13 protein-coding genes and 1 pseudogene are annotated in these 19,039 nt (G+C 39.3%); 4 read left to right on the forward strand and 10 right to left on the reverse strand.

The features are described 5' to 3' along the window. Positions 1–47: 47 nt before the first annotated feature. Positions 48–326 (reverse strand): annotated as a pseudogene (locus tag NI469_RS03315) (NAD(P)H-hydrate epimerase); the annotation flags it as partial. Positions 327–349: 23 nt separating this feature from the next. Between NI469_RS03315 and queG the strand changes: the two are divergent. The 3 genes from queG to bioB all read left to right on the forward strand — a co-directional run bounded on the left by queG (position 350) and on the right by bioB (position 2,921). Continuing rightward, complete coding sequence (gene queG, locus NI469_RS03320; protein ID WP_253174416.1) at positions 350–1,444, forward strand: tRNA epoxyqueuosine(34) reductase QueG; 1,095 nt, start codon at positions 350–352, stop codon at positions 1,442–1,444. Between the two features lie 124 nt (positions 1,445–1,568). Continuing rightward, positions 1,569–1,772 (forward strand): hypothetical protein, encoded by a 204-nt coding sequence (locus tag NI469_RS03325; protein ID WP_004278929.1) that lies wholly within the window; start codon positions 1,569–1,571, stop codon positions 1,770–1,772. Positions 1,773–1,919: 147 nt separating this feature from the next. Beyond that, positions 1,920–2,921 carry a biotin synthase BioB gene (gene bioB / locus NI469_RS03330; RefSeq protein WP_004278930.1) on the forward strand — a complete coding sequence of 334 codons (1,002 nt, stop codon included), beginning with the start codon at positions 1,920–1,922 and terminating at the stop codon, positions 2,919–2,921. 7 nt (positions 2,922–2,928) lie between these two features. Here bioB and NI469_RS03335 read toward each other — a convergent pair whose 3' ends face one another. The 3 genes from NI469_RS03335 to NI469_RS03345 all read right to left on the reverse strand — a co-directional run bounded on the left by NI469_RS03335 (position 2,929) and on the right by NI469_RS03345 (position 5,705). After that, positions 2,929–3,165 carry a hypothetical protein gene (locus NI469_RS03335; protein WP_034438286.1) on the reverse strand — a complete coding sequence of 79 codons (237 nt, stop codon included), beginning with the start codon at positions 3,163–3,165 and terminating at the stop codon, positions 2,929–2,931. A gap of 836 nt (positions 3,166–4,001) precedes the next feature. Beyond that, positions 4,002–4,688, reverse strand: a complete 687-nt coding sequence (locus NI469_RS03340; protein WP_071851789.1) for a metallophosphoesterase — start codon at positions 4,686–4,688, stop codon at positions 4,002–4,004. A gap of 33 nt (positions 4,689–4,721) precedes the next feature. Next, positions 4,722–5,705, reverse strand: coding sequence for a hypothetical protein (locus NI469_RS03345; protein ID WP_071851788.1), 984 nt, complete (start codon positions 5,703–5,705; stop codon positions 4,722–4,724). 102 nt (positions 5,706–5,807) lie between these two features. Here NI469_RS03345 and NI469_RS03350 point away from each other — a divergent pair, with 102 nt between their 5' ends. Continuing rightward, positions 5,808–6,680: a competence protein CoiA family protein gene (locus NI469_RS03350; protein WP_071851786.1), complete on the forward strand. Its 873-nt coding sequence runs from the start codon at positions 5,808–5,810 to the stop codon at positions 6,678–6,680. Between the two features lie 122 nt (positions 6,681–6,802). Here the strand turns inward: NI469_RS03350 and NI469_RS03355 are convergent, their stop codons facing one another. From NI469_RS03355 to NI469_RS03380, 6 genes are all read right to left on the reverse strand, one after another. Then, positions 6,803–8,080: an McrC family protein gene (locus NI469_RS03355; RefSeq protein ID WP_071851784.1), complete on the reverse strand. Its 1,278-nt coding sequence runs from the start codon at positions 8,078–8,080 to the stop codon at positions 6,803–6,805. 12 nt (positions 8,081–8,092) lie between these two features. Beyond that, entirely contained in the window at positions 8,093–11,209 is a 3,117-nt protein-coding gene (locus NI469_RS03360) for an AAA family ATPase (RefSeq protein WP_420909160.1), read from the reverse strand. 396 nt (positions 11,210–11,605) lie between these two features. After that, positions 11,606–12,394 carry a hypothetical protein gene (locus NI469_RS03365; RefSeq protein ID WP_253174417.1) on the reverse strand — a complete coding sequence of 263 codons (789 nt, stop codon included), beginning with the start codon at positions 12,392–12,394 and terminating at the stop codon, positions 11,606–11,608. A gap of 13 nt (positions 12,395–12,407) precedes the next feature. Further along, positions 12,408–14,570, reverse strand: coding sequence for a hypothetical protein (locus tag NI469_RS03370; protein WP_253174418.1), 2,163 nt, complete (start codon positions 14,568–14,570; stop codon positions 12,408–12,410). A 54-nt stretch (positions 14,571–14,624) separates the two neighbouring features. Continuing rightward, complete coding sequence (locus NI469_RS03375) at positions 14,625–17,879, reverse strand: type I restriction endonuclease subunit R (RefSeq protein ID WP_253174419.1); 3,255 nt, start codon at positions 17,877–17,879, stop codon at positions 14,625–14,627. A 34-nt stretch (positions 17,880–17,913) separates the two neighbouring features. Continuing rightward, complete coding sequence (locus tag NI469_RS03380; RefSeq protein WP_253174420.1) at positions 17,914–18,831, reverse strand: Abi family protein; 918 nt, start codon at positions 18,829–18,831, stop codon at positions 17,914–17,916. Positions 18,832–19,039 lie beyond the last annotated feature (208 nt).

The raw sequence follows: 19,039 nt of genomic DNA on the forward strand, positions 1-19,039 counted from the left end.
GGACATTTGATTTCTAGAGTTATTCGCATTTCTCTATTTTATCAAAATTCAACCTGCTTTGTTTCAGCATACTTTTTGAAACACCACCCAACACTGAAGCCCGCCTGTTTGAGATATTTGGCCACAAGATAGCCATCGCCGGCATTATTACCCTGACCACAGCAGACAGCGATTTTTTTTATTTTTTGCTGGGAAAATAAAGTGATCAGCCGCTGACTAATCCCCCAGGCGACTTGTTGCATTAAACCGTAGGAACTATTTTGCTGTTGAAACCAGCGCTGCTCCCATGCTTGTAGATCACGGCTATGGTAAACTTGTTGCTGCATTTCTTATTCCCTGTCTTTGGTTTATGGCAACTCCCGATTCTCAAGCGCAAATTAAAGTTTATCAACAAGATCCAGCCGAGCTAAAAGCATGGATTAAAGCGCAGGCTTTAGAATTGGGTTTTTCTGATTGTGTCATTGCCAAACCAGATGCTCAAGCAGAATTAGCACGCTTACAGGAATATCTGGATCGTGGTTATCATGGTGACATGAAGTTTCTGGAAGAGAATCTGGAAAAACGTGCCAATCCCGCCTTACTGGTTCCCGGCACACGTAGCATTATATGTGTGCGTATGGATTATCTGGTCGACGCACCAGAACCACGTTATATCCCTTATGCACCCAACTCTGCCATTATCGCGCGTTATGCTCGTGGCCGGGATTATCATAAAACCATGCGCGGTCGCCTGAAAACCTTGGCGACAAAAATCCGGGGAAAAATCGGAGATTTTGAATCACGTCCTTTTGCGGATTCTGCACCCATTTTTGAAAAATCGCTGGCTGAAAGTGCCGGCATGGGCTGGACAGGTAAACACACCCTGCTGATTCATAAAACATCAGGCTCATTCTTTGTACTGGGTGAACTGTTTACTTCACTGGAACTGCCCTTTGATGAACCCGCGACCAAACATTGTGGCTCCTGTACTGCGTGTATCGACATCTGTCCGACTCAAGCCATTGTCGAGCCTTATATGTTAGATGCTCGCCGCTGTATCGCCTATCTGACCATCGAATATAAAGGCATTATTCCAGAAGATTTGCGACACGGAATTGGTAATCGGGTTTTTGGTTGTGATGACTGCCAGTTGATTTGCCCATGGAACAGTTTTGCCCAAGTCACTTTGGTAGAGGATTTTCATCCGCGGCATGGTCTGGATCAGGTCAGTTTACTGGACTTATGGCAATGGGATGAAGCCACCTTTTTAAGTACGACTGAAGGCAGCCCTATGCGTCGTACAGGTTACCAAAGTTTTATGCGCAATATCGCCATTGGTTTGGGCAATGCGCCTTTTGATGGGCAGATTATTCAGGCCCTTCAGCAACAGCGTGATCAACATGATGAAATTGTGCAGGTACATATCGATTGGGCCGTTCAAGAACAACTGGCAAAATCCAGCTAATTTCCATCACTATTAAAATACATTTCAACTTTACCTAGATTCACAGTTTCACTTAAAAGCCTTACACACCCATGTTTCAGACTATGGCATAAATAAAAATAGTCAGAAATGAAGTGGAGGAAAGATGATGTCATCAAAAAATCCAAATCAAGAACTGCTGGAGCAGCTTCAGCATGACCAGCAGAAGCAACAACAGCAGCAGCCGCAACATGGCCCGATTAATTCCCCAAAAAATAATCAGCATGAACAGGATCAGCGCGTGTTTAACAAGCAGCACCGTAGTGATCTGCATGGCCAGGATATTCATGGAAATCACAGTAATAAATAAACAGTAATAAATAATCTGGCAACTGAAAAACAAAGCTCACCTCGTGTGGGCTTTGTCATTTATATAAGGTCATATTTTGCTAGTGAAGCAAAAGCTTATTTTTATTAAGATGGACCGAATGATAAATAAGCACAGATAGGGAAAGAGATGAACAGTAGTGATGCGGTACGTAATGATTGGTCACGTGAAGAAATACAAGCTCTATATCAACAGCCTTTAATGGATTTAGTGTTCCAGGCGCAACAGGTTCATCGTGAACATTTCACTGCGAATACCGTTCAGGTGAGCACCCTGCTTTCGATTAAAACCGGTAAATGTCCTGAAGACTGTAAATACTGTTCACAATCAGCGCATTATGATTCCAAACTGGAAGCTGAAAAACGTATTGCAGTCGATAAAGTGATTCAGGAAGCCAAACAGGCGCTGGCATCAGGCAGTTCACGCTTTTGTATGGGGGCTGCATGGCGCAACCCACATGAACGCGATATGCCTTATGTGCTGGAAATGGTGCGTGAAGTTAAAGCACTCGGTCTGGAAACCTGCATGACACTGGGGATGCTAAATGGATCTCAGGCTGAACGCTTGAAAGATGCAGGACTGGATTATTACAACCATAATCTGGACACTTCTCGTGAATACTATTCACATATCATCAGCACGCGTAGCTTTGATGATCGTCTGGATACTCTGGATCATGTGCGTCAAGCTGGTATGAAAGTCTGTAGTGGCGGTATTGTGGGTCTGGGCGAAAGTCGTGATGACCGGATTGGTTTGTTATATGAGCTTGCAACTCTGGCGATTCATCCGGAATCTGTGCCGATCAATATGTTGGTCCCGATTGAAGGCACACCGATGGCAGATGTAGAAAAACTGGATGTGATTGAGTGGATTCGTACCATTGCCGTAGCACGCTTGTTGATGCCTAAAAGCTATATTCGCCTTTCTGCAGGGCGTGAATCCTTAAGCGATTCGGATCAGGCTTTGGCATTTATGGCTGGTGCCAATTCTATTTTTTCTGGTGAAAAACTGCTGACGACCCCTAATACATCCCAAGGCCGGGATCAGCAACTTTTTGCAAAATTAGGTTTAGTTGCAGAACAGCCAAAACCAAGTGTTCGCAGTCTGGCTACAGATGCAATGGCAAGCTAATCACTGTTTAAGTTGATGAACTCGCAGAAAAGTTATGTGCAGTAATTAAAATGCCATAACGGGCATTCAGATAATCTCCGACTCGGATTTGATCTACTCCATTGGCATGATGCACCATCAGCGCTTGCGTGACTGCATCATAGCTAAAGGAGTCATAGCTGTCTTGATGCAGGCTGAGCCAGTGCAGCGTATCTGCCAGGTTGCTGTCGACGATATAGGTATCTGCATGAAAATCTTTACTCATATGCCTGTTCATCGTGATGAAATTTCCCTTTAATTTTAACGGAAATTAGCCCATAACAAGCATAAAAAAGTGAGCCATTGCTCACTTTTCTTGCAAAAACTTTAGTCCTTATTCGTACCGCACTTACGACACTCCCTGTGTTCCCCGATTTCTTGCATTTGCTCATATTCATAAATATGCAAACAAAACAATTTTCTTAAAAGCTGAAGCATCATTGAAACTCCTGTTTAATCATTTTTTTAATACGCTTCTTAAGATATTCCGTCCTGAAACATCATGATTTTTGACTAAAAAACCATCTCATATTAATTAGCATAATTTTTTCAGTTGTAAAATGCATTTCATCTACTTTTCACTTTTTTTGCTGATATTTTTTGAATTACTTCACAGTTCTTTCATAAATATGAACTTTTTTTTTGATTAAAGAGGATGTTTATGGAATTTAGATAACAAAAGTAATATCTGAGGGAGATGCTTTTTTATTAAGCTGGTAACGAAGAATCTTTATTGAAAGGCAAACTAGAAAAGTTCATTATCAGTGGAGGCAACCCATTTTAAGTCCTTCGAGATAAGAACGACGATCAATTAAGTGAATTGCTTACTTCAGATTTCATAATATCCAAAAACAAAAAAACCACTTACGATTAGTACACGTAAGTGGTTGTTTTATATGGTGGGCCCAGACGGACAACAACACTCTCCTACCCTATTGTTTTTATTACACTAATTAATATTAAAAAATTACAGGATACAAGCTAGGATACATGATTCAAGTGTTTATTTTTTGATCAATCGAACTTTTTTCACCACCAAACTCCCCTACCACATCGTCAGATTCATTGGATTTTTACAATACAAAGTTTTTTGGTAAAAAAGGAACCAACATCAATATAATGACAATTATCGATTTTAGTATGCTCTTTTACAATGGTGTGTCCCAGATAAATTTCATCAATATTTTCCACAATATCGTAATGTTCTGAATGATTACGGATACGTCCTCTCCCCCAAAGTGCATTGCTATAAGCAGAAGTTACACCAGAGATCTTATAGTCGCCTTGACTAATATCTTGCTTAAAGGCATTCCAATTATGTATGTCAATGTCTGCGTGCACCACACCAATCTTTTTATGTTCCAATTGAACTTCTATGACTAAAGGTAACTGCTTAAAACGCTCGATAATTTCTAGCCGCTGTGTTTGAGATAACTGATAAAACCATTCACCTCCATTACGTGCATGAATATCTTTTATTTTAGGATCATGAGGTGACTTGAGACACATTTCTTCATGATTACCACGCACCGTATAGAACCAAGGTTGGTCTAGTAATGAAATACACGCTAAGTTTTCTTCACCTCGATCTACAAGATCACCCGTACAAATGAGCACATCATTCTGAAAATCAAAATGAATTTTTTGGAGTTCTTGCATCAAAAGGCTATAACAGCCATGCAAATCACCAACCACATATATATGATCCCTTTGATTTGTATTGATTGTCAAAATAGGAGAATAATTCATTGACTTAAATGATCACCCTTAATTTCAATATGATTAACGACTTAACAGCTTCCCAATCATTAGTACTCGATCAAAGCTATACACATGCGCAAAAGGACTTTCTACACAACGTCCAACTAACGGCAAATTATGATCAGGTTGACCAGTTCTAAGTACAACCTCTGCTGAACAAATCGGACATATCCCTCTAAACCGAGTTACACGTGTTAATTTATTACGCTCTCTATCACGATACATCTCAATATCAGCATGATCTTCATTAAGTGAAATAAAAGTCATAGGTGCCTTAATGACACGATGCTCTGGTAAATTCCATAACGGAATGTACCAATATTTGAATGATAGGTAAGAAAATCCAATTAGACAGACTATAAGCAACAAATCAAGAGTCGTGAAATTTTGTCCTTCACGTACTAAAACTAATGAAAATGCACAAACATATATAGCCCATGAAATAAAACCGCCAAAAAGAACGATTAACATAAACAGTCCTCTTATACTTTTATTTTTCATTTCACCATTTTTAAAAATAAATCGGTAAAACCAGGACAATTTAATTTCTGAAGGATTTACCCGTTCATAAGAAATTTCATCTTCATCAAGCTTTTGATCCTCTTCATTTTGGATCTGAGCATATTCTGTAATATCTAACCAATAACGGCGCTCATTCCCTTTTCCTCCAATTGTATCGTTGGTTTTTACAACTGGAATATAACCAATCTCTTCAAATTTTTTAGTATGTTTTGTGATGACACGATCAAGGTATGCACTTAATTTTTTGTAACTCATCCACTTCCCTAGATCTTTAGAATCCATCGATACAACAGATTGCTGACCATCAAGAATAAGTTTTAGTTGATACCTGGTATACGTTATTGGTTCTTCATTTTGAGCATTTAAAGCATCAATCGATGCTCTACAGATTACTTTTAAGCAATCGTATGCCCTGTTATCTGCTAAGTCCTTCTTTAAAATCTCATCTAACACAATAAAAACTTTTAATTTTAATTCAGACACTTAAACCCCCATTTTACCCGTATTTCCCCTTTATACGGTGTTTGGACAATTAGATCACAAGCATAGTGAATGAGTAAATCAACTTCCTAAAGGATTTTAATCATGACGATGTATATTGCATTAAACGAAAATAATAAATTGGTTAATATTAAGCAGGTTGAACGTGGGCTCGCATGCGAATGCACTTGCTTTGAATGTGGTGAAGCTGTTATCGCTCGTAAAGGTGAGATTAAGGAACATCATTTTGCTCATGCAAGTAATAAAGTAAGCTGTACGATTAACCCTGAATCCGTACTACATAAATATGCCAAAGAGGTTATTCTTGAATCTATGGGACTTATGCTTCCTGCTCTACCTGACTCAGATAGTGAAGCTGCATGGTGGACCTTCGAAAAATTATTACCTGAATTTTCTCTCGGTTTAATTCGCCCTGACCTTATTGGTTATTTTGATGGCGAACCTATTTTAATTGAGATCGCAGTCACTCATTTTATTGATGCTGAAAAACTAAAACGCATTGAGGTTTTTAAATCAAAATGTATTGAAGTCGATTTATCATCACTTCTTAAAAATGATATTGCAATTCCAAGTACAGAAGCCAAACAGCAAATCCTCGAGAACCTAGACAATAGAAAATGGATTTACCCCCTTCCGCAAGAACAATCCACTCAGCAACAAATAGCTTCTACTTCCTTCAAAGTAACCACCACACTACCAGTAACGCCTGAACTACAGAACACCAGTCCGAATTGGCAGGACTATAAATTTAAAGTTAAAGGCATGCACCTTAATGTTCGCCATTTTGCGAGTGGTATGATTTCAGTAAATAGTGCATACAACCCTGCAATCACTGCGATGCTAAAACAATGGAAACGTGAAGGACGCGGCTCATACAATCCTACATATAAATCTTGGAACTACTGGCTCCCATTTTCGGAACAGGTTTTACAAAGACTCAAAGAACTCAATGAATAAAGGCATATTACCCATAAATATTTGCCTAATCACGACAAATGATAAGTACTTAAATTGGGACCTATCTAGCTAAAAAGTAGCTTTAAGTCCCAAATATGGTACTAACCTCACAAGATAAAAGACTAAATAATTTTAAAATTTTCTGGCTCATCCAGATTAAATGGTACGACTCGCAGCTTTGCACCATCCGTTTGCCTAAACTCAAACTCATCTAAAGACCGATTAAACTTTTCAACTCTATAAGGATAAATCAATATTACTTCGCTCTCATGTTCTAAGTAAAAGTGACTGTAAGCAAACATCTGCTGAATATCACTGTCTTTTAAACCGTATCGTCCACTACGATCACTTTGATCAATCAACTTCCATTTGGTATCCATGACAATATTTTTATCATCAGATCGCTCAATAAAAATATCTGGCTTGAGTTTGAAGATATTGCTATTTTGATGTTTACAGATATGTTCCATCGCATGCTGTGTCTTGACCTTAGATTCAGGCAAGTTACGGCGCAGATGATAGGCCACGTAGTGCTCGAACAACTTTTCCATTGGGAACAGCAGGCTCATACCACGCCACTCACCGGACGTTGATACAGGCATATATTCGCCAAGGATTAGCTCAGTCCAAGGCTTAATCTCATCATAGAGCGCAAGTAAGCGTCCTGATTGCCATTGTCTCAAATCCTGCCTTATGTTCTGACTTCGTGGTATTTCACCCGTCATCAGGCGGAGTTCTTGCGCTAATTTCCAATTACTCGCATCTTTAGCCTTTTTACAGACGATTTCCAATGCGGTACGAATCAGCCTATTTTCAGGGCGATTGACCTCATATACATCATGTTCGATTGGGAAAATATGCCTTTTAGAAGGAGGCTGGCGCATGTATTTTACATGCTGCAACTGCCCTCTTAAGAATTTCTGCTCTTCCTGAACTCGATTGTAGTCAAAACGTAAGCCACGTTGAACCAATCGTTCAAAAGAGGCTAAAAACTGGCTGATAATCCACTCATGCAGTGACTGTTTAAAGCGATTTAGGTTCGCCGCACCCGCTTCACGGTAGGGTAAATGCAAAGAAACACTGAGCATTTTCTGAAGCAGTCTACGTTCTTGCTGAATGATACTTTGATCATCAGTCCCACTCATTTCCACATGCTTCGGCAGTATTTCAATACGTGTGCCACATTTGGTTTCAATGACACCCACATACTGATCTAGCTTGATCTTTCTTCGACCTGCCAATTCAAATACTTTCGCGCCGTGCTTTGAAAAGGATGCAGCCAACTCACACAAATGCTCAAAGGCAGACTCAGAAATATAAGCATGGTCTAGTGTCGACTTAGGACAGCCTTCATAAGCGATACTGATGAAGGCATATTCTCGAACTGTAAAATCAGGCATAGATATCCCCGATTAATGCTTAATGATCTTAGTAAAACTTTCAAGTGAATCAAATGTGGAATCAACTAATTCCCAGGTTTTTTGATCTTCAAAGAAGCCTTCTGAACCAGTATCGACATTAGGGAATAAAGCTGATTTTTCCACTACTTTTGGTTTAAGCATGCCATTGGCATTTAAGACCATATTGATCTTTGACCAATCATCAAAAAAGTATTCTTGAAGCTGTGGAATAATCCTCTGCTTAAAAATATCTGCGAGATTTTGCAAGGTTGGCTGATCTTTCAATGACATGAAATTAGCATGACCAATGCAATGATCACGATCCAGCAGGACTTCAATACGTTGATTAATGACCGTTAGTAACTGTTGAACATCTACGTCTTCGACATTCACATCATTTAGTAATTCTGGCTTTGGAGGCATTTCAATAAAGGTAAAGCGACGGCGCAAGGCAATATCTAAACCTGTTAAAGAGCGATCAGATGAGTTCATCGTCCCAATCAGATAAACATTATCAGGCACACAAAATTCTTTTTTAGAATATGGCAAAGTTACAGATAAAGCTTCATCTGCTCCTTCACGTTTTGAATCTTCAATTAAAGTAATCAATTCACCAAAGATACGTGAAATATTACCTCGGTTGATTTCATCAACAATCAATACATATTTATTTTCTAAGTTACTTGAATGCTTAGCTTCTGGCTGTAACAAAGCTGATAGCTTCGATTTATCAACAGCATTTTCTAAGTTATAGACTGTTGATTGAGAGAAAATTTTCTTAAAGTAATCCTCATTTTTCAAACTTGGTGAAAAAGTTTTTAGCCAATTGACCTTTCTGAGCTGATGATATCCAAACTCCTGATTTTCATCATACTCATAATTCCCTGTAACCTCAGCAATTGCTCTAAACTTCAAATTCCCATCAGTAATAACGACTAAATCACCATTCTGAATTTTATTCTTGAAAGTATTCACATAACCAGCAGCTGTATCTTCACTGTCTTTAGGATAATTAACTTCAGCTAATTTACTCTTGATGAACTGTATATTTTCGCACTTACTAAAATTAACTGCATCCCCCCATCCTAGCAGAATGACATTATTGTCTAAACAAGAGCGGTACAGGTCATCTTCAATCCCTGCTTTCCCCAAAGACATCTTCCAGACTTTTTTATTTGATAGGTCAATTTCATCTTCAATATTGGATTGAACATTTCCTTTAGCCAACTCAACGATTTCTTTAAATACCCCTGCTTTAACCGGATATTTTAAATTTCCTTTATCATCCGTTTCAGCACGAATCCCTTCTACAAAATCTTCATAGCTAAAGCTTTGATGAAAGGTGACAAATTTGATTTGCCCTTGAGATTTATATTCATCAAACCGTTTTTTGAGCACCGTGCGATCTTCATCCTCTAATGATTCAAGGGTTTTATTTTCAATAATGGATAGTGCATGGTTGATTGTATGAAATGTCTTACCTGTACCTGCAGCGCCAAATAAGATACGGTTTAAAGGTTGTTGAGTCATGACTTCATCCATTAATTCTTCAGTTTGCTGTTTCTTTTGTTTGTTATCCAGGTAGCCTTTTCTTACCATCGCAAAAAGCTTTTCTACATAAGGGAAAAATTGCTGTTCTCCCTTATCAGCCAATAAAAGAGGTAAAAACTCTGGAAGTGGTAATTTAGGGTATAGATGATCATAGCCAATACGTTTTGTATTCACTTTACTCACAATTGGAATGATGAAAGGATCGTTAAAATCCTGATATAAAAATGCAATCGTCCACTTCAGTCCTTTAGTAAACTGAATTTGGTCAATTGCCTTTAAGTCACGGCGCTGAGCTGCATCTACAATCTCAAGTATTTCTTGCTTGAGTGTTTCAAATGCGAGACTTGCATCATCCCCAAGCCGTTTATTCCATGAATACGGCTTTTCATTATGATATTTGTCGTTATTTCCTAGGCCTATAGGCTCCCAAATATCAAAATAACAAGCAAAGGTAGGATCGCCTTGTGTTGGATCAAAGCTGTCAATTTGCGTAATAAAACATTCTTTATTTTTAGCTTGGTGGTAGTGCTCAAGTGTAAGGTCTTTTAAACGGTCTATTGGCCAAAACTTTAAAAATTCCTTTACTTTGCGCTCAAGCACCGTAGCGTGAGATTGATGTATTTCTTGTTCATACCAATCACAGAATTCCTCAAGTTCTTGAGCCGATTCTATCTCGATATAATAAGCTCTATTACCTAACCACAAGTTTTTACTTTGTGATTTTAATCCACTATGCCGCCCATCATGCTCAGAGTATTTTCCGTTAGGAACTTCTTTCGTGGATTTGAATTGAAATCTATAATCCGTACAACCTTCAGGATCTATTTCAATAAAGAAACTTGCTTTTGAACCCGTCAGCACCAATGCAATTTCACGTCCAACCTCATTGGTAACAACAGTCATCTTTTGACGACTGATATATTGATCAGGATATTTTGCATTTAAAATTTCATCTGCTTCTGTTGGTGTCAGATAGGTCTGCTTAGGATGAGCCTCTATATACTCTTGAACCAATTGATTGCCATATTCGAGTAAAGACATTTCCCCTTTGGCATTTATCAAATGCTGATAGGCTTCAGCATAGTTAAATTTCTTATTCTCAGTCAGAAAATCCAGCATTGTTTTTGAAAAAATTGAAATAATTTTTGGTTGCTGTTGATTTTGATATAAGAAGGCAATCTTCCACTTAACGACAGGTGAAAAATCTAGTGCATCAATTGCTTCTAAATTACCAGCTTGTGCATATTCAATGGTTTCAATAACTCGCTTCTTTACCTCTAAAAAAGCTTGTTCTTTGGTTGAACCATATTTTTCTAACCATGCATAACCATCTTGATAGATTTTTCCTTTGCCATCTTGCTTATCTTCAGTCGCGCTGCGGTGATAAATACCAAATTTAAATGCCGAACCGCCTAAAATATTAGCAATTGGTTTAGTCTCACGTTCCAGCCAATAGGTGAAATTGTCTTTATTTCCAGCTTGAGAATATGCTTCGAGTGTCATGTTCCTAACTCTTTCGACTGGCCAAAGTGCTAAAAATTGATCCCAAAGTAATAGTTGCTGTTGCTCTACTGACACGTTATGCCCCAAATATCTTTTAATGAAATGAATACTGATCAGAATATTACTTTATAGCTTCCGCCAAGCCCCAGCCAATGCTACCCAAGCTTTACTTTCTTTTACCCAAATACGTCTGCAAAACTCCGTCAGGTCATAAAATTACTGGTCTGTTTCTTTTAAGATACCGTAAAGCCTAATGTATCCATCGTATATACGACCCACCACATCTAAAATTCTTTCTGCAAGTACATGATGTTTATCTGTGAATTACTGTGCTCTGACAGTTTTAATCCCATTTTGATTCATAGTTTTTATCTCTTTATAGCCAAGTTTTTACCCCTGATTTAATTAAAACCTTCAACAATGCACAAAAAGCCAGGTACATCACCTAGCTTTTTGTTGCTAACCATTGATTTAAGACTTCTGTTCAAGTTTTAATGAATCACCACCACCAATCTGTGCCGTAGCATTATAAGGAAGCTGTGAATTCACCTGCATCACTTGCTCGATATGCTCAATACGCTTTGAAATAACAGTATCAATGTGATGTTGCATTTTCTCTTTACTGGCAACCACTGATGCAACCACAATCTGACAACGTGTATTTAAGTTCTTAAGCTGTTCGGTTTTGAAGTCAAAATGCTTTGCCATTTCACGATCAATCCCACTCATATAAAGCTTTCGACTATCCGACCCCTCTGGGAATTTATCCGCTAGTTCTAGCATCTGTGGAACTTTAGCAAACATGAAATCATCATTATCCATGTCTTTACTTAAATCAGCATACATCGATTCAACTTTCTGAATTTGCTCTTGGCTACCGTTCTCCAATAGAACCAAGCGCTCTTCCGCTAAATGATTCACCTCTTTAAGCATTTGCATCATTGAACCTTGCATCGCTTGAAAACCTTTACATCGTGCTTCAATCATCACTGCTTCAAGACGTGCATTTACTTCCATCAACTCAAGCTGAGCATTTTTGACGAGCTCAACACGTTCATTTGCAAGTTTAGCAGCTTCAATTTTATCTGGATCATAGTTAGTTACTGTCGAACTCGTAGATGTAGATGTGGAATATGAACCACCACCATAATCACGATCCCTCCCTCCATTACCACTACCTGATGCAGCACCCCCCAAAAAGCTTCCTACTGCACTTGCAGCCTTACTAACAAAGCCACCAATAGAACTAAACAACCCCATTATAATTCCCCTCTTATTTCATTAATGCTTTACGCATTTTAAATATCAATGTATTTACGTCTTTTTCTCGTTGTGCCAATGCTTCGCTATAGCTTTGCGCATCCTGCAAACATGCTGCTAAGTTCTGTTGTTGCACTTTACGTAATTCTTCACTCATGATTTGAACAATATCATCACGTTCAATTAGCTGTTCTTTAGCTACAAATTCTGTAATTTCATTTACTACGCCTTGTTGCCAAACCTCACTGAATCGTATAAGCCAAATCTTTTGCGCCGTTGTTTTAGTATTAAAGATGATCTTTTCCAACTGTTGCATGAACTGGTGAACTAATTTTGTTAGCTCTTGTTCTTTTTCAAGCTTCTCTTGACGGTGCCCATTCGCTTGGAATGCATACGTCGTATGAATACCTAAACGTTTTTGTAGATAGAACTGGTCCAATCCTGATTGATACTGTTCAATACATGGCAATACATCAAGAACAGTTTGTTCATCTATGATTTTATTTAAGCCAGCATCCAACAAAGGCTGAATCTGTTTTAAAAGGGATAACCGTTCACTACGCCATTCAGCAAACCACTTCGTGATTTCTTCAGCTTCAATGCTATTGTCTAGACCAATCTGCATTAGGTCTTGCTGATATTTATCAATGAGAATGAAATAGTCTTCTGCTGATTTGCGCAGAACACCTACAACTACCTTTACAAAATCAAGTGACTGATCCAGCCATTCCATTTCTTTCAATGTCTTGGTGCAAAGTGTTGCGGTGTGTTCTGCAAGCAATTCAAAGCTTGGACGTATTTGTTGTTCAAGCTGAGCTAGTCCAATCAAGGTATTCGTCTGTTCTAAATTAGAAGATATCTGCTTAGCTTCTGATAAAAGGTTAATTAAATGAGAGCGCAACGGCGTTAAACCTAGATCAAGACGTTTTTTAAGGTGTTGTAGTTGTGCTTCAAGCAACTGCTTTTCTTCAGGGGTCACATTAATACTTACAGGTAGCTTTTTATCTAACTCTTGATTGAGTTCAACTGTATTTTTAACGAGGTTGAGATGCCCATTTTCCCACTCATCAATACGGTTTAATAAAGTATTAATCCATTTCTGGCTCGCTTGGCTATACTGCCAGACAGATTTTTGAACTATATCTAAGTCGTAATTATTTAGATCTAGGCGATAGTTAAAGTCTGATGTAATTACCTTAATAGGTGCTGGAGCAGGTATATCTGCAAGTTGTGATTCCAAGCTAACTAGCTGTTTTTGTATTTGTATCCGTTGGTAATAGGCATCAAAGATACGGTTATATTCATCACATTGCTTTTGAGCTTCATCAAAACGGTGTTGAAAATTAGCATCATCATGTAATGCCTCTATAAAAGGCTCAAAATTAGGTATCCAGTCTTGCTCAATAAAAAAATTTAAAATACCTTTTGCCTTTTCATTTGGAGAAAAGCGCAAATAATTTAAAGCAAGCGCTGGCGTAGAGAAAATTGATAACGTAGGGAAAGTCATTAAAGCTTCGGGCTGCGTAGGGAAATACCCTGTGTTATACTTTTTGCTCTTATTGCTAAACTCTTTATAACAACCATATGATGGTGAATCTTTATCATCATACACATAAATATTAACTGCTTTATTTCCTGCAAATTTAAAAGGATATCTATTTATGATAGACTTATCTAACCTATAATAACGCTCCCATAACAATGGATAAAAATCTGAATCCTTATAATTAATCTTATCTAATGAAGTCCATTTACCGAGCCCAATATTTCCTGGAGCATAGTTAAGCTTTTCTTTTCTCCAATTGTTGTATTGAATATGTGGAACATATTCAAAATTTGGAAACAATAACCCTGTTTTACTGTCCAATAGTATTTCTGGTTTATTTTTAAAACTATACCATCCCTGTTTACTAATTGCTTCCAACAAAGTTTTCTCAGCACCCCCATTAAAATTTTTTAATTGCGGCTCCAGTTGCTCGAGTTTAAATTGAGCCTGTTTTAACAATGATTGTTGTTTTACTTTTTCTAATTGAAGCTGATTAAGATGTTCAACGACTTCTGGAGAACTTTCATCAAAAAGCTTAAATTGCAGGTCTTTAAGCCTTTTTAGTAATATTTCTCTTTGTTGTACTAGAGTTTCTCTTTCTTCATGATTAATCTTAGAAGCTGTATTCACATTACCCTCTTTATATTTCATTCAATCTTTATAAAAAATTTGTTGTTAAAAAACCTAACGTTGTCTACTCACCAACACATCATAAATAATATGCGCAAATTGCTTCATCTTCGCAGGATCACTCATCAACTGTGTCATTTGCTCCATATGCGCTGCATTACTATCCAATACGGCGTCATCAAGCGCCGTATCAAACTCTCCCAGCATCGCCTGTTCACGGGTATTGTTTTGGATCTGCTTCATCATGCGTGTGTTCTCAGACATCTTATCTGCGACGGTATGCACATAATTAATCATGTCTTTATCGGTCAGCTTATCCGTGATAAAGATCTCATTCACACGGCTTAAAATCACCGACAGGAAGTCTTCTTTCTTGTCTTTCGCCTTGGCTGTACCCAAATCATTCCCAGGCTCCAATTTATGCTCAGTACTGTCTGCTTTAAGCTGAATATCCTGCTGACGAAGCTTAGACAAGCGGTAATGGCTCATTGCTACATTACTCAGATCAATTTCATCTTCGTCCGCAGCTTGTTCACGCAGCATCGGGCGTAAGTTACGCGCAAAAAGACTGAGCTTCTCAAGTTCTTGATCATCATATTCCACGATTTGAGACATAAATTCATAGAAACGGGTGAAACTGCCTAAATCCTTTTTGAAGATTTCCAGAGCATCACGCGCTTTCTTCGCTTCTGCAAATTCATTTTCAGCATTGGCAATCAATACGGCGTCACCTGTCTGCTTACAGCGCTCTAAACGGTTCTTGGTAACGTCATAATCATTGATGGCTTGTTTATAACGGTGCTGCCAGCGTTGTAAAGCGGGCTTACAGATGTTCGCGAGGGCTGCACTGGATTTATTTTTGCTGTAGAAGGCCTCAACGAACTGTTCTACCTCAGTCCAGAGGAAAATACCTGCGGCTTTCAGCTTTTCAAACAGATCATAAACCTGATCGGGATTGGATACATCCGCCAGTTCTGCCGTTTGATAATACGGTTGGAAAGCATCGAGAATGTCTTGTGGATCGTTAAAGAAGTCGAGCACAAAGGTGCCTGTTTCAGCTTTCGCAGGATAGGTCCGGTTTAAACGCGATAAGGTCTGTACGCATTCCACGCCACCCAATTTCTTATCGACATACATTGCACACAGTTTTGGCTGGTCAAAGCCGGTCTGGAATTTATTCGCCACAATCATCACCTGAAAGTCATCGCTATCAAATGCCTTACGCATCTCACGACCTTTCATATTCGGGTTCATATTGCTTTCAGTAAATTTCTGACCTAACAGATGACTACTGTCTGCATCATTGGCATTAAATTCTACATCGCCTGAGAATGCCACCATGGCTTGAATGTTGGCATAGTTCTGTTCAGCAATGTATTTATCAAAGGCTTGTTTATAGCGTACCGCTTCTTTACGAGAACTGGTCACCACCATGGCTTTGGCTTGTCCACCGAGCAAGCCCATAATATTCTTCTTGAAATGCTCAATGATGATATGCACTTTTTGCGAGATATTATGGTCGTGTAAGCGTACCCACTGATTCAGCTTGGTCTTGGCTTTCTTGGCATCGACCTGAGCATCTTTTTCTTCGATCTTCTGCTTGAGCTTATAGATCACTTTATAGTTGGTGTAATTCTTCAGCACATCCAGAATAAAGCCTTCTTCAATCGCTTGGCGCATTGAATAGACATGATATGCCACAGGAATATTGGTTTTAGACGGCGGCATGCTTGGATCGGGCAAACGTCCAAACAGTTGTAAGGTTTTATCCTTTGGGGTTGCGGTAAAGGCATAGAAGCTTAGGTTTGCACTGCCCTTACGTGATGCCATCACTGCATCGAGTACATCTTCAGAAGAAAGCTGTTCATCTTCATCACGCTCTTCAATCATCAAAGTTTCTTTGAGCTGACGCGCCGTGGAACCGCTTTGGGATGAATGGGCTTCATCGGCAATGACGGCGTATTTACGTTCTTTTAAACTGGTGCTGTTTTCAATCGCACGCAGTACAAACGGGAAGGTCTGAATGGTGACGATGATAATCGGCTGGGCCATTTCCAAGGCTTTGGCCAGTTTCTCGGATTTAGAGCCATCACCTTCTTTATTGTTAATCCGCCCCACCACGCCATCGGCATGTTCAAACTGGTAGATAGTATCCTGAAGCTGTGCATCCAGAATGGTTCGGTCTGTCACCACAATCACCGAATCAAACATCTTTTTATTATTGGCATCGTAGAGACTAGAAAGCTGATGCGCCGTCCATGCAATCGAGTTGGATTTACCCGAACCGGCACTGTGCTGAATGAGGTATTTTTGCCCTGTGCCTTCTGCCAATGAATCTTGAACCAGGTTATTCACCACTTTCCATTGGTGATAACGGGGGAAGATCAGGCTTTCTTTTTTATATTTACGCCCTTCCCAGTCTTCCTTTTCTTCAATCTGTAAATGAATAAAGTTACCCAAAATATTCAGCAAGCTATCTGGGGTTAAGACTTCATTCCATAAATAGCCTGTGGCGTATTCGTTCACATCTTCAGGCACATCATTGCCTGCACCTTGATCTTTGGTGCCTTTGTTAAATGGCAGGAAGTAGGTGCTGTCACCATTCAAATGCGTCGCCATATAGACTTCATACTGACTGACGGCAAAATGCACCAATGCCCCACGCTTAAACATCAGCAAGGGTTCAGGCTTATTGGTTTCAGGGTCTTTGGGCAGTCGGGTTTTTCGGTACTGTGTCATGGCATTTTGCACAGCCTGTTTAAATTCGGACTTGAGCTCCAGAGTTGCCACAGGAAAGCCGTTGATAAACAGCACCAGGTCGATGCGCCATTTTTTGGCTTGTTTGCCAGTTGCCTCTAATTCAGCTTTGGATGTGTATGGGCTATACACCAGTTCAGGCACGACACGGCAGATATTTTGTTGGTAGCGTTGATTCAGTTCGGGGTTTAAGCCATGTTCAGGTTTAAACTGACAGAATGAGAAGCGTGTGCCGCGGGTTTTGATGCCATGACGTAGTATGCCCAATGTGCCATAACTGCGGGATTCAACATCGGTGGCATTGATATCGGCTTTTTTAAGCTGAGCCACCACGGTATCTAAAAAATGGCGCTCGGTATCATTGGGGAAGATGTTTTTAAATTTCTGCCACTCGGCCTGTTGGGTCTTTTGTACAAAGTCGATTACGTCTTGTTCATACAGGGCTTTTTCACAATTGTAGCCTTGCCCAGAACCCACAATCCAGCCATGCGATTGCATTTGCGCAATAATATCTTGCTGGAAGATAGTTTCTAAAGTTGCATCCGATCTCATGTTTCCCCTCCCCCTAAATACTCAAATTTCTTTATTACTGTTCTATTTGCCAAACTGGATAGCTTTGCCAATCTTCAGGGAAGCCCATCGCTGTTTTTGATATGTTGTGATGTATCAAAAGCAGATCAACCAGACGTTTACGCCATGTATGCTGCGGGGCGATTTTGTCCATGAAATAGAGTAGAAATACCAGACTATTATAAATTTTTCGATCTGATGCGTTGGTATTTTCAAAATTGCATTGCACCCGAAGCCCCATCGGCTTACTGCGCGGCTTGGCGATGGTTTTGGTAAATTTGCGGTTCCATAGTCTTGAATGATGAGCACAGGTATTTCTTAAGTAGACAAAATGCTGCAATAAGCCTTCAAACTGTTTTTCATCGCAATCAAAATGACTGGAAATGGCTTTACGTGTCTGAATCGGTGCCAAGAGCTGATACCATTTGGACAGTTGCCCAAAACTCATGACTTCGCAGGTTGCCCAAATCGGTGGTAATTCAGGATCATCATAGGTACGTTTATAGTGTTCGATAAAGACTTCGTCTGCTCGGTCTACTTCACCTTCAAGTGATTCTAATAATTTGTGCCATCTAAAGGCGGGTTTAAAATATTGCCCTTGCAGATAGGCATGACAGCCATGCCGATGTGCCAATTCATAGGCAAAACGGGTACGAACGGCAACTTCCAGGCGTTCTATGGCATCCAGGATAAGTAACCTTAATTCACGGTCAAATACATACAGCGCTAACACCTGTTCAAAACTGGTATCTGGTTTAAAGCAATGTGGTGAATGGGTGTATTCAAACGGAAGCCAGTAGGCACCTAAGCGATAATAATTGATTTGCTCTAGGTAAAATTGTGCATCTTGCTCATTGGCAAATTGCATACCACGCGCTTTTAATAGCTCAATTTGTTCAGCAAAGGTTTTGGCAGGCTTGTTAAAAGATTTCATAGATGGCCTGCCCGGATTGTTATATTTTTTAGGGCTCCAGAAACAAGTAACCCGACAGTTTGAGGATGCAATTGCTTGCCTAGCCTTGTCGGGTGTTGTTGAGCATATAGTGAATCATTGCAATTATTTATGCAATGATTTTTTGTATCTGCTGGAGTACGCATTGGTTTGAGGCAGCTCAACATACTCATGAGCTTAACCCCATTTT

This window comes from Acinetobacter lwoffii, assembly GCF_024129735.1.
Taxonomy (GTDB): domain Bacteria; phylum Pseudomonadota; class Gammaproteobacteria; order Pseudomonadales; family Moraxellaceae; genus Acinetobacter; species Acinetobacter lwoffii_H.

What these genes read in the sequence shown, in the direction of transcription:
- queG (WP_253174416.1), top strand. Translation starts at nt 350, where the DNA reads ATGGCAACTCCCGATTCTCAAGCGCAAATTAAAGTTTATCAACAAGAT.
- NI469_RS03325 (WP_004278929.1), top strand. Translation starts at nt 1,569, where the DNA reads ATGATGTCATCAAAAAATCCAAATCAAGAACTGCTGGAGCAGCTTCAG.
- bioB (WP_004278930.1), top strand. Translation starts at nt 1,920, where the DNA reads ATGAACAGTAGTGATGCGGTACGTAATGATTGGTCACGTGAAGAAATA.
- NI469_RS03335 (WP_034438286.1), bottom strand. Translation starts at nt 3,165, where the DNA reads ATGAGTAAAGATTTTCATGCAGATACCTATATCGTCGACAGCAACCTG.
- NI469_RS03340 (WP_071851789.1), bottom strand. Translation starts at nt 4,688, where the DNA reads ATGAATTATTCTCCTATTTTGACAATCAATACAAATCAAAGGGATCAT.
- NI469_RS03350 (WP_071851786.1), top strand. Translation starts at nt 5,808, where the DNA reads ATGACGATGTATATTGCATTAAACGAAAATAATAAATTGGTTAATATT.
- NI469_RS03355 (WP_071851784.1), bottom strand. Translation starts at nt 8,080, where the DNA reads ATGCCTGATTTTACAGTTCGAGAATATGCCTTCATCAGTATCGCTTAT.
- NI469_RS03365 (WP_253174417.1), bottom strand. Translation starts at nt 12,394, where the DNA reads ATGGGGTTGTTTAGTTCTATTGGTGGCTTTGTTAGTAAGGCTGCAAGT.
- NI469_RS03375 (WP_253174419.1), bottom strand. Translation starts at nt 17,879, where the DNA reads ATGAGATCGGATGCAACTTTAGAAACTATCTTCCAGCAAGATATTATT.
- NI469_RS03380 (WP_253174420.1), bottom strand. Translation starts at nt 18,831, where the DNA reads ATGAAATCTTTTAACAAGCCTGCCAAAACCTTTGCTGAACAAATTGAG.